General features: G+C 65.1%; 12 protein-coding genes. 5 read left to right on the plus strand and 7 right to left on the minus strand.

The genetic code is table 11. From position 1 onward, the window contains the following. Nucleotides 1-38 precede the first annotated feature (38 nt). Nucleotides 39-1,289: a formyl-CoA transferase gene (frc, locus tag AC56KW_RS01725; protein ID WP_497169000.1), complete on the plus strand. Its 1,251-nt coding sequence runs from the start codon at nucleotides 39-41 to the stop codon at nucleotides 1,287-1,289. Between the two features lie 81 nt (nucleotides 1,290-1,370). Next, a complete protein-coding gene (locus tag AC56KW_RS01730) occupies nucleotides 1,371-1,805 on the plus strand; it encodes a PAS domain-containing protein (protein ID WP_497169001.1) in 435 nt (144 codons plus the stop codon). Between the two features lie 1,038 nt (nucleotides 1,806-2,843). Here the strand turns inward: AC56KW_RS01730 and AC56KW_RS01735 are convergent. Genes AC56KW_RS01735 through AC56KW_RS01755 form a run of 5 tightly spaced genes read right to left on the minus strand, consistent with a single transcriptional unit; the run spans nucleotide 2,844 to nucleotide 8,897 of the window. Then, entirely contained in the window at nucleotides 2,844-3,098 is a 255-nt protein-coding gene (locus AC56KW_RS01735; RefSeq protein ID WP_497169002.1) for a formate dehydrogenase subunit delta, read from the minus strand. Continuing rightward, complete coding sequence (gene fdhD, locus AC56KW_RS01740) at nucleotides 3,095-3,967, minus strand: formate dehydrogenase accessory sulfurtransferase FdhD (protein WP_497169003.1); 873 nt, start codon at nucleotides 3,965-3,967, stop codon at nucleotides 3,095-3,097. Before fdhD ends, AC56KW_RS01735 begins: the two co-directional genes overlap by 4 nt. Then, complete coding sequence (gene fdhF / locus AC56KW_RS01745) at nucleotides 3,964-6,813, minus strand: formate dehydrogenase subunit alpha (protein WP_497169004.1); 2,850 nt, start codon at nucleotides 6,811-6,813, stop codon at nucleotides 3,964-3,966. Before fdhF ends, fdhD begins: the two co-directional genes overlap by 4 nt. Before the next feature lie 21 nt (nucleotides 6,814-6,834). Further along, on the minus strand, nucleotides 6,835-8,394 hold the full coding sequence (locus AC56KW_RS01750) for a formate dehydrogenase beta subunit (protein WP_497169005.1): 1,560 nt from the start codon (nucleotides 8,392-8,394) through the stop codon (nucleotides 6,835-6,837). Next, nucleotides 8,391-8,897, minus strand: a complete 507-nt coding sequence (locus AC56KW_RS01755; RefSeq protein WP_497169006.1) for a formate dehydrogenase subunit gamma — start codon at nucleotides 8,895-8,897, stop codon at nucleotides 8,391-8,393. The genes AC56KW_RS01750 and AC56KW_RS01755 overlap by 4 nt, the downstream gene beginning before the upstream one ends. A 116-nt stretch (nucleotides 8,898-9,013) precedes the next feature. Between AC56KW_RS01755 and AC56KW_RS01760 the strand changes: the two genes are divergently transcribed. Further along, nucleotides 9,014-10,078, plus strand: coding sequence for a substrate-binding domain-containing protein (locus AC56KW_RS01760; protein WP_497169007.1), 1,065 nt, complete (start codon nucleotides 9,014-9,016; stop codon nucleotides 10,076-10,078). Nucleotides 10,079-10,317: 239 nt separating this feature from the next. Here AC56KW_RS01760 and AC56KW_RS01765 read toward each other — a convergent pair whose 3' ends face one another. Both AC56KW_RS01765 and xseA read right to left on the minus strand, forming a co-directional pair. After that, entirely contained in the window at nucleotides 10,318-10,896 is a 579-nt protein-coding gene (locus AC56KW_RS01765; RefSeq protein WP_497169008.1) for a superoxide dismutase, read from the minus strand. A gap of 118 nt (nucleotides 10,897-11,014) precedes the next feature. Then, a complete protein-coding gene (gene xseA, locus AC56KW_RS01770; RefSeq protein ID WP_497169009.1) occupies nucleotides 11,015-12,376 on the minus strand; it encodes an exodeoxyribonuclease VII large subunit in 1,362 nt (453 codons plus the stop codon). A gap of 1,057 nt (nucleotides 12,377-13,433) precedes the next feature. Here xseA and AC56KW_RS01775 point away from each other — a divergent pair. Continuing rightward, nucleotides 13,434-14,042, plus strand: coding sequence for a MotA/TolQ/ExbB proton channel family protein (locus AC56KW_RS01775; protein WP_497169010.1), 609 nt, complete (start codon nucleotides 13,434-13,436; stop codon nucleotides 14,040-14,042). Then, nucleotides 14,042-14,479 carry an ExbD/TolR family protein gene (locus AC56KW_RS01780; protein WP_497169075.1) on the plus strand — a complete coding sequence of 146 codons (438 nt, stop codon included), beginning with the start codon at nucleotides 14,042-14,044 and terminating at the stop codon, nucleotides 14,477-14,479. The genes AC56KW_RS01775 and AC56KW_RS01780 overlap by 1 nt, the downstream gene beginning before the upstream one ends. The last annotated feature ends 30 nt before the right edge of the window (nucleotides 14,480-14,509 follow it).

Raw genomic sequence — 14,509 nt, forward strand, 5'->3', positions numbered from 1 at the left:
GGGCCCGCAATATCGACTGAATAAAGGAGACTGACATCATGAGCAAACCACTCGAAGGTATCAAGATCATCGACTTCACCCACGTCCAGGCCGGCCCGGCCTGTACCCAGCTACTTGCATGGTTCGGCGCCGACGTGATCAAGGTCGAGCGTCCCGGCGCCGGCGACGTCACGCGCTCGCAGCTGCGCGACATCCCGGGTGTCGACGCCCTGTATTTCACCATGCTCAACAGCAATAAGCGTTCGCTGACGCTGGATACCAAGAAGCCCGAAGGCAAGGAAATCTTGACCAAGCTGATCAAGGAGTCGGACGTGCTGGTCGAGAACTTCGGACCGGGCGCGCTCGACCGCATGGGCTTTACCTGGGAACACATCAAGGAGCTGAATCCAAGCATGATCGTCGCATCGGTGAAGGGTTTCAGCGACGGCCACCACTACGAAGACCTGAAGGTCTATGAAAACGTGGCGCAGTGCGCCGGCGGCGCGGCCTCGACCACCGGTTTCGACGATGGTCCACCGACCGTCAGCGCTGCCGCCCTGGGCGACAGCAATACCGGCATGCACCTGGCGATCGGCATCCTGACCGCCCTGCGCGCGCGCGACATGACGGGCAAGGGCCAGAAGGTGGCGGTATCGATGCAGGACAGCGTGCTGAACCTGTGCCGTGTGAAATTGCGCGACCAGCAGCGCCTGGACCGGGTCGGCTACCTGGAAGAGTATCCGCAGTACCCGCATGGCAAGTTCTCGGACGTGGTTCCGCGCGGCGGCAATGCCGGCGGCGGCGGCCAGCCGGGCTGGGTACTCAAGTGCAAGGGCTGGGAGAACGACCCCAACGCCTACATCTACTTCACCATCCAGGGCCATGCCTGGGCGCCGATCTGCAAGGCGATCGGCAAGGAAGAGTGGATCGACGACCCGGCCTACATGACCGCCGGCGCGCGCCAGGACAAGATCTTCGACATCTTCGGCACGATCGAAGCATGGCTGAAGGACAAGACCAAGTTCGAGGCGGTCGACATCCTGCGCAAGTTCGACATTCCTTGCTCGCCGGTGTTGTCGATGAAGGAAATCGCCGCCGATCCGTCGCTGCGCGCCAGCGGCACGATCGCCGAGGTCGACCACAAGGAGCGCGGCAAGTACCTGACCGTGGGCAGCCCGATCAAGTTCTCCGACATGAAGGTCGACATCAAGGGTTCGCCGCTGCTGGGCGAACACACCGACGAGGTGCTGGAAAGCCTGGGATACAGCAGCAAGGAGATCGCGGCGCTGCACGAGCAGCAAGTGGTCTGATCCTGGAAGTGCCTGGATAGGAGTCCGGTGCGCGTCGGCTGCCTGCGACGCGCACCTGCTTTTTTGGGGGAAGAAGAAATCATGCAAGCCGAAATCGATTTTCAACAACTGCTGCACGCACTGGGCGACGCCGTCATCGTATGCGATGCTGCAGGCGCCATCACCTTCTGGAATGCGGCCGCAACGCGCATCTTCGGTTTCACCGAAAGCGAGGCCATCGGCCAGTCACTGGACCTGATCGTTCCGCAGCGTCAACGCCAGCGCCATTGGGACGGTTATCACAAGACCATGGCCACGGGCGAGACGCGCTACGGCGCCGACCTGCTGCGCGTGCCGGCCCTGCACAAGGACGACAAGCCCTTGTCGATCGCGTTTACCGTCGCGCTGGTGCATGGCCCTGGTGGCGAGGTGACGTCGATCGTCGCACTGGTGCGCGACGAGACCGAACGCTGGGGCGAGGAGCGCAAGCTGCGTGCACGCCTGGCCCAGCTGGAGACGGCGCCGGCGTCATCGTAAGGCGGGAAGGAATGCAGGCGCGGGGTGGACGGCTTGTCCGTCCACGCGTCCAGATGACGCACGCATGATGGAGATGCTCGCTTCGGTTGAACGCGTAGGCGGACAAGCCGCCCACCCCACGTCATGCAACGGTACGTGGGGAATCAGCCCGCGTCGCCACCCGGCGGCGCTGGCATGTGCTCGCGCCGGCGCTCCACCAGTGCCTCGATCACGATCGGCCGTAGGGTGGACGGCTTGTCCGTCCACGCGTCCAGATGACGCAGGCATGGAGATGCTCGCTTCGGTTGAACGCGTGGGCGGCCAAGCCGCCCACCCCATGTCATGCAACGGTACGTGGGGAATCAGCCCGCGTCGCTATCCGGCGGCGCTGGCATGTGCTCGCGCCGGCGCTCCACCAGTGCCCCGATCACGATCGGCCGTAGGGTGGACGGCTTGTCCGTCCACGCGTCCAGATGACGCACGCATGATGGAGATGCTCGCTTCGGTTGAACGCGTAGGCGGACAAGCCGCCCACGCCACGTCCTGCAAAGGTACGTAAGGAATCAGCCCGCGTCGCTACCCGGCGGCGCTGGCATGTGCTCGCGCCGGCGCTCCACCAGTGCCTCGATCACGATCGGCCGTAGGGTGGACGGCTTGTCCGTCCACGCGTCCAGATGACGCACGCATGATGGAGATGCTCGCTTCGGTTGAACGCGTGGGCGGCCAAGCCGCCCACCCCACGTCCTGATGGAGATGCTTGCTTCGGTTGAACGCGTGGGCGGCCAAGCCGCCCACCCCACGTCCTGATGGAGATGCTTGCTTCGTTTGAACGCGTGGGCGGACAAGCCGCCCACCCCACGTCCTGATGGAGATGCTTGCTTCGGTTGAACGCGTGGGCGGACAAGCCGCCCACCCCACGTCCTGATGGAGATGCTTGCTTCGGTTGAACGCGTGGGCGGCCAAGCCGCCCACCCCACGCCCTGATGGAGATGCTTGCTTCGGTTGAACGCGTGGGCGGACAAGCCGCCCACCCCACGTCCTGCAACGGTACGTGGGGAATCAGCCCGCGTCGCCACCCGGCGGCGGCGGCGGCATGTGCTCGCGCCGGTGCTCCACCAGTGCCTCGATCACGATCGGCCTGAGCCCTTCGCCCTGCGCGTCGTCGATGTGCGAAAACAGCTGGCTGCGCATGCGCGGCGCCCAGAAGCGCTGCAGGTGGTTGGCGATCTCGGTGCGGCCTTCCTCCTGGTTCGGATAGGACTCGAAGAAGGTGCCGATCTGGTTGGCCATGGTGACCAGGTTCTCGATGTTCATGCTGTGTCCATTGCGATGTTGGCGCCATGTGCGTAGGCGACGAAGTCGTCGCCGCGGGCAAAGGCGACCAGGGTCAGGCCGCAGTCCTGCGCGGTGCGGACCGCGAGCGCGGTGGGGGCGGAAATCGCCACCAGGGCGGCGATGCCGACGGTGGCGGCCTTTTGCACCATTTCGACGCTGGCGCGACTGGTGATCAGGGCAAAACCATCGTCCAGGTCGGCGCGACCCATGTGCAGGCCGCCGATCAGCTTGTCGAGCGCGTTGTGGCGGCCGACGTCCTCGAAGGCCGCGCGCGATGCGCCGTCGCGGCCGCACCAGAGCGCCGCGTGGGTGGCGCCGGTGAGGCGGTTGAGCGGCTGCTGCTGCCTCACCTGGGCCACGGCGCGCCGGATCGCCGCGTCGGACAGCGCCCGGGTGGGCGCCAGGGGCGGCAGGGGACGGATCACTTGGGCCAGGCTGTCGGCGCCGCACAGGCCGCAGCCGGTGCGGCCGGCCAGGCTGCGCCGGCGTTCCTTGAGGCGCATGAAGGCGGCAGCCGCGACGTCGATGTGGGCAGTGATGCCGGCCGCGCCGACCGCGATCTCGACCCCGTAGAATTCGGCGGGCGAAGCGACGATGCCTTCGCTCAGCGAAAAGCCGAGCGCGAATTCCTCCAGGTCGCCTGGCGTGGCCAGCATCACGGCGTGCGAGACGCCGTTGTACTCGAGCGCCACCGGCACTTCCTCGGCCAGCTCGTCCTCGGATAGTAGCGCCCGGGCGCTGTCAGGCAGGCCGGCGCGCATGCGCGCCACCGCCATGCGCGCGCTCCGGGCGTGGTGGAAGGCCGGCTCCACCTGGTCTTGCTCCTCGATGTCGATGGCGCACATCATGCGACCGGTTCCGCCAGGCCCAGCTGTTCGCGGTTGAAGCGGGCGTATTCCAGCTGCCAGTCCGATTGCTGCTGCACATGCATCACCTGCACCGCCGTCACCTTGTACTCGGGGCAGTTGGTGGCCCAGTCGGAGTTCTCGGTCGTGATGACGTTGGCGCCGGACTCGGGGAAGTGGAAGGTGGTGTAGACCACGCCCGGCTGCATGCGTTCGGTGACCATCGCCCGCAGCACGGTCTCCCCCGAGCGGCTTTGCACTCCGACCCACTGGCCGTCCTCGATGCCGCGTTCCTGGGCGTCGTGGGGATGGATCTCGAGGCGGTCCTCGGCGTGCCAGCGCACGTTCTCGGTCCGGCGCGTCTGCGCGCCGACGTTGTACTGCGACAGGATGCGGCCGGTGGTGAGGATCAGCGGGTACTTGCGCGTCACTTTTTCATCGGTGGCGACGTACTGGGTGATGATGAAGCGGCCCTTGCCGCGCACGAACTGGTCGACGTGCATGGTCGGCGTGCCTTCCGGGGCCTCGTCGTTGCATGGCCACTGGATGCTGCCCAGTTCATCGAGGCGCCGGTAGCTCACGCCGGCGAAGGTCGGCGTAAGAAGCGCGATCTCGTCCATGATCTCGGACGGATGGCGGTAGTTCATCGGGTAACCCAGGCGGTTCGACAGCGCCATCGTGACTTCCCAGTCGGCGTAGCCGGCCCTGGGCGGCATCACCTTGCGCACGCGCGAGATGCGCCGCTCGGCATTGGTGAACGTGCCGTCCTTTTCCAGGAACGACGACCCCGGCAGCAGCACGTGGGCATACTTCGCCGTCTCGTTCAGGAAGATATCCTGCACCACGATGCACTCCATCGCCTCCAGTGCCGAGGTGACGTGCTGGGTGTTCGGGTCGGACTGGACGATGTCCTCGCCCTGGCAGTACAGGCCCATGAAGCTGCCGTCGAGGGCCGCTTCGAACATATTGGGGATGCGCAGCCCCGGTTCGGCCTGCAGCGGCACGCCCCATGCCTGTTCGAACAGGGTGCGCACGGTGGTGTCCGAGACGTGGCGGTAGCCCGGCAGTTCATGCGGGAAGGAGCCGATGTCGCAGGAACCCTGCACATTGTTCTGTCCGCGCAGCGGATTGACGCCCACGCCCGCGCGGCCGACATTACCCGTCACCATCGCCAGGTTGGCGATGCCCATGACGGCGGTCGACCCCTGGGCGTGTTCGGTCACGCCCAGGCCGTAGAAGATCGCACCGTTGCCCCCGAGCGCATACAGGCGGGCCGCATCGCGCACCTGCTGGGCCGGCACGCCGGTGATCTCCTCGGTCGCTTCCGGTGAATTCTCGGGCCGGGCGACGAAGTCGCGCCACTGGGCGAAGGCGCGCAGGTCGCAGCGCTCGGCGATGAAATCGTTGGCCATCAGGTCTTCGGTGACGATGACGTGGGCCAGCGCGCTGACTATCGCGACATTGGTGCCGGGGCGCAGCTGCAGGTGGTGCTGGGCGCGGATGTGCGGCGACTTGACCAGGTCGATGCGGCGCGGATCGATGACGATCAGCCGCGCACCCTGGCGCAGGCGCTTCTTCATGCGCGACGCGAACACCGGGTGGCCGTCGGTCGGGTTGGCGCCGATCACCAGGATGACGTCGGCCTTCTCCACCGACTTGAAGGTCTGGGTGCCGGCCGATTCGCCGAGCGTGGTCTTGAGGCCGTAGCCAGTCGGCGAGTGGCACACGCGGGCGCAGGTGTCGACGTTGTTGTTGCCAAACGCCGCGCGCACCAGCTTCTGGACCAGGTAGCCTTCTTCGTTGGTGCAACGCGAAGAGACGATGCCGCCGATCGCATCCTGGCCGTGCTTGGCCTGGATGCGCCTGAATTCCGAGGCCGCATAGTCGAGCGCTTCATCCCACGATACTTCCTTCCATGGATCGGTGATCTTCGCACGGATCATGGGTTTCAGGATGCGGTCCTTGTGGGTCGCGTAGCCCCAGGCGAAGCGGCCCTTGACGCAGGCATGGCCCTCGTTGGCCTTGCCGTCCCGGGTCGGCACCATGCGCACCACCTCGTTGCCCTTCATCTCGGCGTTGAGCGAGCAGCCGACGCCGCAATAGGCGCACGTCGTGGTGATGCTGTGCTCGGCCTGGCCGAGCCAGATGACCGATTTCTCGGTGAGGGTGGCGGTGGGGCAGGCCTCGACACAGGCGCCACAGGACACGCATTCGGATTCCATGAACGATTCGCTCTGGCCGGCCGCGACGCGCGCGTCGAAGCCGCGTCCGGAGATGGTCAGGGCGAAGGTGCCTTGCGTCTCTTCACAGGCGCGCACGCAGCGGTTGCAGACGATGCACTTGGACGAATCGAAGGTGAAGTAGGGATTGCTCTCGTCCTTCCCGAGCTTCAGGTGGTTGGCGCCTTCGTAGCCGTAGCGTACCTCGCGCAGCCCGGTGACGCCGGCCATGTCCTGCAGCTCGCAGTTGCCGTTGGCGGGGCAGGTCAGGCAGTCGAGCGGGTGGTCGGAGATGTACAGCTCCATGACTCCCTTGCGGATCTCTTGCAGCTTGTGGCTTTGGGTGCGCACGACCATGCCCGCCTCGGCCGGCGTGGTGCACGAGGCCGGATAACCGCGGCGGCCTTCGATCTCGACCAGGCACAGGCGGCAGGAGCCGAACGGCTCCAGGCTGTCGGTGGCGCACAGCTTGGGAATGTTGATGCTGTTCTCGGCCGCCGCGCGCATCAGCGAGGTCCCGGCCGGGACGGTCACCTCGACGCCGTCGATGGTCAGGGTGATCATCTCGGTGGCCAGGTTGATTTCTTTCGCCGGCGTGCCGAAATCGCGGGTGAGGATGGTTTCGATCATGGGGTTCTCCTGGGCCGCCACTCAGGCGGCCAATGCGTCGCCGGCCACCTGGCCGAAGTCTTGCGGGAAGTGGTTCAGCGCCGACAGCACCGGATAGGGCGTCATGCCGCCCATGGCGCACAGCGAACCATTGAGCATGGTGTCGCACAGGCTGCGCAGCAGGATGACCTGTTTCGGGCGTTCGTCGCCCGTGCGGATCTTGTCGATCACTTCCACGCCGCGGGTGGACCCGATGCGGCAGGGCGTGCATTTGCCGCACGACTCGATGGCGCAGAATTCCATCGCGTAGCGCGCCAGAGCGGCCATGTCGGCGCTGTCGTCGTGGACGACGATGCCGCCGTGGCCCAGCACGGCCCACAGGGCGGCAAAGGCTTCGTAGTCGAGCGGGGTGTCCCACTGCGAGGGCGGCAGGTAGGCGCCCAGCGGGCCACCCACCTGCACCGCCTTGATCGGCCGGCCACTGGCGCTGCCGCCGCCGTAGTCGTACAGGATTTCGCGCAGCGTGGCGCCGAAGGCGAGTTCGATCAGGCCGCCGTGCTTGATATTACCGGCCAGCTGCACCGGCAGCGTGCCGCGCGAGCGACCCATGCCGAAGTCCTGGTAGTACTGCGCGCCCTTGTCGAGGATGATCGGCACCGAGGCCAGCGACAGCACGTTGTTGATCACGGTCGGCTGGCCGAACAGCCCGGCCAGCGCGGGCAGGGGCGGCTTGGCGCGCACCACGCCGCGCTTGCCCTCGATGCTCTCGAGCAGGGCGGTTTCTTCGCCGCAGATATACGCGCCGGCGCCCTTGCGCACCTCGAGCTCGAAGGCGCGGCCGCTGCCGGCGACGTTCGGCCCGAGCAGGCCGGCGCGCGTGGCGGTGCCAATGGCGTGATTCAGCGCGGCGATCGCATGCGGGTACTCGCTGCGCACGTAGATGAAGCCGCGGGTGGCGCCGACCGCCAGGCCGGCGATCGTCATGCCCTCGATCAGGACGAAGGGATCGCTTTCCATGACGATGCGGTCGGCAAAGGTGCCGGAGTCGCCTTCGTCGGCGTTGCAGACGATGTATTTCTGGTAGCCCGGCGCGCGCAGCACCGTGTTCCACTTGATCCCGGTAGGGAAGGCGGCGCCGCCGCGTCCGCGCAGGCCCGACGCGGTCACCGCGGCGACGATGTCGGCGCCCGTCATCGTCACGGCCTGGCGCAGGCCGCGGTAACCGCCGTGGGCTTCGTAGTCGGTGAGCGACAGCGGATCGGTGATGCCGCAGCGGGCGAAGGTCAGGCGCGTCTGCCGCGCCAGGTAGGGAATCTGTTCGACCAGACCGAGCGCCAGGCGGTGCGTGGATTGGCCGCCATGGAAGCCGGCCTCGAACAGGTCGGCGACGTCGCTTTCATCGACGTTGCCGAAGCCGATGCGGCCGGCGGGCGTCTCGACTTCGACCAGCGGCTCGAGGTACAGCAGGCCGCGCGTGCCGTTGCGCACCAGTTCGATGGCGATGCCGCGTCGCACCGCCTCGCGCACGATCGCGCTGGCGACGTCGTCGGCGCCCAGGGCCAGCGCCGCGGAATCGGCCGGGACGTGGATGCGTACGCTCATGCTGCCTCCTTGGCGCTGGTGGACGCCTTGGCGACCAGGGTGTCGAAACGCGCCGGCGTCACGCGGGCGTGCACGGCGTCGTTGATCATGATGGCGGGCGCCGTGGCGCACTGGCCGAGGCAGTACACCGGTTCCAGCGCGAAGCCGCCGTCGGCGCTGTGCTCATGCAGATCGCATCCCAGCGCCTGGCGGGCATGCGACAGCAGGGCGTCGCCGCCCATGCTCTGGCAGGCCTCGGCGCGGCAGACCTGCACCGTGCAGCGCGCCGGCGGGGTGGTCTTGAAGAAGTGGTAGAAGGTGATCACGCCATGCACCTCGGCGCGCGAAAGATTGAACGCTTGCGCGAGCCCCTCGACCGCGTCGGGCGGGATGAAGCCGAGGCGGTCCTGGATCGCGTGCAGGACCGGCAGCAGCGCGTCCTGGCCAAGCACGCCGCGCTGCGCGTGAAGGTCGAGGATGTCGCCGATGACGCCCTGTGCGTCGGTGTTGGCTGGTGAATTCATGGTGTCTCCATCTCTGCCTTGCATATGTTTATCGGAACATATATAACGGCTCTTATTGACTGCTTCGACCAGAGTAGCACCGGATTCACAGGTGTTCAATATGAAGGATTTTGCATATGATTAAGGTGGAGATACGACCGGACTGGATCGTGCGCGATGCCGCCGGGGCGCCGACCGCGCTGCCGGCGCTGCTTGAATTGCTGCTGGCGGTGAGCCAGCTGGGCTCGATCAGCAAGGCGGCCACGGCGCGCGGCATGTCCTACCGCCACGCCTGGGGGCTGTTGCAGCAGTTCTCGGCGCAGTTCGGGGTGGACCTGGTCCACAAGGTGCGCGGGAAAGGGACGGTGCTGTCACCGCTGGCCGAAAAGCTGATGTGGGCCGACCGCCGCATCCACGCCCGCCTGAGCCCCATGCTCGACAGCCTGGCCTCGGAACTGCAGCAGGAACTGGCGCGCGTCCTGGCCGCCGATGCCCAGGTCGTGCGCATGACGGCCTCGCACGGGTTCGCGGTGGCCGCGCTGGTGAAGCAGTTGAACGAGCAGGGCGTCGCGGTCGACATCAATTATCGCGGCAGCACCGACGCGGTGGCGGCGCTGTCGCGCGGCGAGTGCGACCTGGCGGGCTTTCATCTGCCGATGGGAGAATTCCAGCGGGCGGCAGCGGCCAAGTACCGCCCCTGGCTCGATCCCGAGCGCCACGCGCTGCTCCACCTCGCGTACCGCATGCAGGGGATCTTCGTCGCCAGGGGCAATCCGAAAGGCGTGAGCGGGCTGGCCGACCTGGTGCGCCCGGATCTTCGCTTCGTCAACCGCCAGAAGGGGTCGGGCACGCGGGTGCTGCTCGAACTGCTGCTGGCCGACCTCGGCGCCGATCCGGCGCTGATCAACCGCTCCGGCACGGCCGAATTCACGCACGCGGCGGTGGCGGCCTATGTTGCCAGCGACATGGCCGACGTGGGCTTCGGCGTCGAGACGGCAGCGCGCCGCTTCGATCTCGACTTCATTCCCATCATTCGCGAACAGTATTTCCTGGCCTGCCATGCCAGCGCGCTCGATACGCCGCTGCTGATGGCAGCGCAGGCGGCGATGTCGAGCGACGACTTCAAGCAAGTGCTGTCGGGGCTGCCAGGCTACGACGGCGCGCTGTGCGGCGCCCGGCTCGATACGCAGTTCCTGCTTTGAGGCGTCGCCTGGCGGCGGCGCGGGAAATGCGCCGTGCAGTGTCCAGACTGTCCGGCCGGGATGCCCCAAAGACGGGCTGATCCATATCAAGCAGGCGCGCGGGCAGCAGCGTGTCGCGCATGATGCAGCCGATGTCGTAAAGCGCAGGCGGCGCTTGTGGCGGCACCGACGAAAAGGCCCGCGCGTGCGGGCCCTGGTGTCGACGGGTCACGCCGGTACCGGCGCGACCGTCAGCCGATTCAGACGAAGTTCTTGTTCACGAATTCCCAGTTGGCGACATTCCAGAACGCGTCCAGGAACTTGGCGCGCGCGTTGCGGTAGTCGATGTAGTAGGCGTGTTCCCAGACGTCGGCGGTCAGGAGCGCCACGTCGGTGGTGGTCAGCGGGGTGCCGGCGCCCGAGGTGTTGACGATGTCGACGCTGCCGTCGGCCTTTTGCACCAGCCAGGTCCAGCCCGAACCGAAGTTGCCCAGTGCCGACTTGTTGAACTCTTCCTTGAACTTGTCGAACGAACCCCATTTGGCGTTGATCGCGTCCAGTGCCTTGCCGGTCGGCGCGCCGCCGCCGTTCGGGCTCATGCAGTTCCAGAAGAAGGTGTGGTTCCAGACCTGGGCCGAGTTGTTGAATACACCGCCCGACGATTTCTTGATGATCTCTTCCAGCGACATGTTCTCGAACTCGGTGCCCTTGATCATGTTGTTCAGGTTGGTCACATAGGTCTGGTGGTGCTTGCCGTGGTGGTATTCCAGGGTTTCGGCCGAGATGTGCGGTTGCAGGGCGTCCTTGGCGTACGGCAGCGGCGGCAGGGTGTGTTCCATGTGTGCGATTCCTTAGTGGTTGGGAAAGATTGCTGTTCTAATAGCGCCGTTATTCTACGCAATATGGAGCAACGTTGCAGGCTTGCATTGCCAACAGCGAAGGTCAGGCCTTGCGGAGTCACTCGAGGACGCTCTGGACCTGGGCCACGCCGACCTCGGCGCTGCCGCCGGCCAGGCGCACCGTGAGGGTATCGCGCGCATGGATCTGGGCCGGATCGCGCACGATCTGCCCCTTGCCGTCGCGCACGATGGCATAGCCACGCTCCAGCGTGCGCTGCGGGTTCAGCAGTTCGAGCTGGGCCGACAGGCCGGCCAGCGCATCGCGTTTTCCCTGGATCATATTGCACAGGCTGGCGTTCAGGTGGCGGCCGTCGGACCGCAGTTGCGCGCGCAGCGCCCGCATATCTGGACGGTGGCGCGACCAGCGCTGCTGCAGCTGGGCCAGCGCCAGGTTGTGGCGGTTCACCGGCAGCTTGACCGCATGCGTCATGGCGGTGGCCATCGACAGGAGTGTCAGGCGCTGGTGGCCGATCCGGGCCGAGGGGTTCAGCAGGCGGCGGCTCAGGTTGTCCAGGCCCTGGCCGGCGTCGTGCAGGCGGCGCTCCATGGCGCGCCGCAGGTCGAGGGCGTCGCCTTCGAGCGACGCCAGCCAGTCGGCGCGCGGCGTGGCGGCCAGTTCGGCGGCCGCGGTCGGCGTCGCGGCGCGTACGTCGGCGGCGAAGTCGGCGATGGTGACGTCGGTCTCGTGGCCCACACCCGCAATCACGGGAATCGCGCAGGCGTCGATCGCGCGCGCCACGCATTCCTCGTTGAAGCTCCACAGGTCTTCGATCGAGCCACCGCCGCGGCACACCAGCAGCACATCCACTTCGGCACGGCGCGAGGCGGTCATGATGGCCTCGGCGATCTTGTCGGCCGCGAACTGGCCCTGGACCGGGGCAGGATAGAGCACGATCCGCACATGCGGCGCGCGCCGGCGCAGCGCGGTGAGCACGTCGCGCAGGGCGGCCGCCTGCGGGCTGGTGACGATGCCGATGCTGCGCGCGAACAGCGGCAGCGGGCGCTTGCGGTCGGCGTCGAACAGGCCTTGGGAAGCCAGCTTTTCCTTCAGGCGCAGGAACGCTTCGTAGAGCTGTCCCACGCCAGCGCGGCGGATCGCCTCGACATTGATCTGGTAGTCGCCGCGCGCGCCGTACAGGGTCACCAGCGCACGCACCTCGACCTTGTCGCCCTCGCGCGGCACGAAGCCGGCCATCTGGGCGCGGCTGCGAAACATCACGGCGCGTACCTGGGCCGCATCGTCCTTGAGCGTGAAATACCAGTGGCCGGAAGCGGCGCGGGTGAAGTTGGAGATTTCGCCGCCAATCCACACCAGCGGAAATGATCGCTCCAGCAGGCGCGCCACCTGCTGGTTCAGGGCGCTGACGCTCAGGACGGCGGGGGCGGTGAAGGCTGGATCGGCGTCGTTCGGTTGTTGCATGGCGTGTTGGCAAAAATGGGGACAGCGATCATTATCCATCCAGCGGCAAACCACAAGCGATTTCCTTGAAGACGTGCTTGGCGCCAGGCATTAGTGTTGCTGCTTTTCAATGCAATCTATTGAAATCTGCTTATAATCAATAGGTTATGCCTGGCTAGAAGCCATTTGAAGACGATTTATCCACAAAACCTGTGGGGAACTCATCCTTTGAACAGGACGCTGCACAGCGCTTGGGCAGCATAAGCAGAATTGTTACGAATCAATGACTTACGTTCCAGGCGGAAAGCTTGATCACAAAGTTGTCCACAGAATCTGTGCAAACTTTCGTGACACCTCAACAGGGTTCGAACGTACGGATCCGCCGCCCGTCAGCATGAACTCGGCGCGGCAGGCCATGCCAGATTTTAAGGCAGAGCTAGGTATCATCAATCAAATCAACGACTTAAGCAGTAAAGTTTGATCTTCCTCACATTCTTATCCACAAAAAATGTGTACACGACGAATAATGTGTGCACAAGCTCATCTCAAGCCAAACAATCCCTGCAGAAACAGCTTGCAAGACAGCTATTATTGGCAAATAACGCGAGGTGCTAGTATTTTAAGCAATGATGGTTTATTGAGATAAATCAAAGGCTTACTGGCTTAAAAGTGCCCTTGCTCACACTATTGTCCACAAAACCTGTGTGGAACTGAACCCGTCCGGATGCAAGGTACAGCCGAGTTGCGCTGCCTGCTATTTGGGCTCGGCAATTAAAGCGATTAAAATCAGTCACTTAGTCGAGTCCGACTACCCTTGCACACAATTTTGTCCACAGAATTTGTTCGTAACTACACTGTTCTAGTGAGCAACTTGCCAAGCCAAGCCGTGTTGAGCCAAGTCATGAGACTGCCATTTTCTTGCGCAGGCACAGAAAGCCCTTAAAAATCAAGCTTCTTGACCATGCTCCCGACCATTGCGCACAATTTTATCCACAGAAGTTGTGAAGAACTCTACTTGCCGCTTCGCTGCCAACTTGCTACATTGCCGAATTGATCTTTTTCCTCTCAGGAGTATTCCTTGCTCGCCATTTTCCAAGCCGCAGGCTGGCCTATCTGGTTCCTGCTGGTCGCGTCGATCGTCGCCGTTGCCCTCATCGTCGAACGCCTGATCACCCTGCGCCGCGAGAAGATCCTGCCCCGTAACCTGCTCGATGAAGTCATCCGCGTCTACCGCAGCGGCAAGGTCACGCCGGACGTGGTCGACAAGCTGGAACAGAATTCCCCCCTCGGCACCGTGCTGGCCGCCGCACTGCGCAACGTCGACGCCCCGCGCGACGTCATGAAAGAGTCGATCGAGGAGGCCGGCCGCGGCGTGGCCCACGGCCTGGAACGCTTCCTGACCACCCTCGGCACCATCGCGTCGCTGGCGCCGCTGATGGGCCTGTTCGGCACGGTGGTCGGCATGATCGAGATCTTCGGCGCCTCGACCCCGACCGGCGGCAATAACCCGGCGCAGCTGGCGCACGGCATCTCGGTTGCCCTGTACAACACCGGCTTCGGCCTGGCGATCGCCATGCCGGCCCTGGTCTTCTACCGCCACTTCCGTAACCTGGTCGACACGTATATCGTCGAGATGGAACTGCAGGCCGTGAAGCTGGTCGACGTCGTCCACGGTGCCCGCAAATGATGGACTTTCGCCGTGGCCGCAAGCGCGAAGAGCCGGAGATCAACCTGATCCCGTTCATCGACGTGCTGCTGGTGGTCCTGATCTTCCTGATGGTCTCGACCACCTACAGCAAGTTCACCGAGCTGCAGATCACCCTGCCGACCGCCGAGGCCGAGAAGCAGCTTGATAAGCCGTTCGAGATCAACGTCACGGTCGACGCCAAAGGCAACTACACGGTCAACAACACGCCGGTGGCCTTCAACAGCGTGGCGGGCCTGGCCCAGGACATGAAAAGCGCCGCGCGCACGACCGACGGTCAAGTGGTGGCCAGCCCGGTAGTGATCGTCAACGCCGACCAGTTCGCGATGCACCAGATGGTGATCAATGTGCTGGAAGCGGCGCGCGTGGCCGGCTACGACAAGCTGACCTTCGCGGCCCAGACCGGCGCCGCCAAATAATCCCGAAGCGCGCGCCGCGCTTCGGTGGTT

The sequence above is a fragment of the Telluria sp. RT2P19 genome, assembly GCF_059685725.1.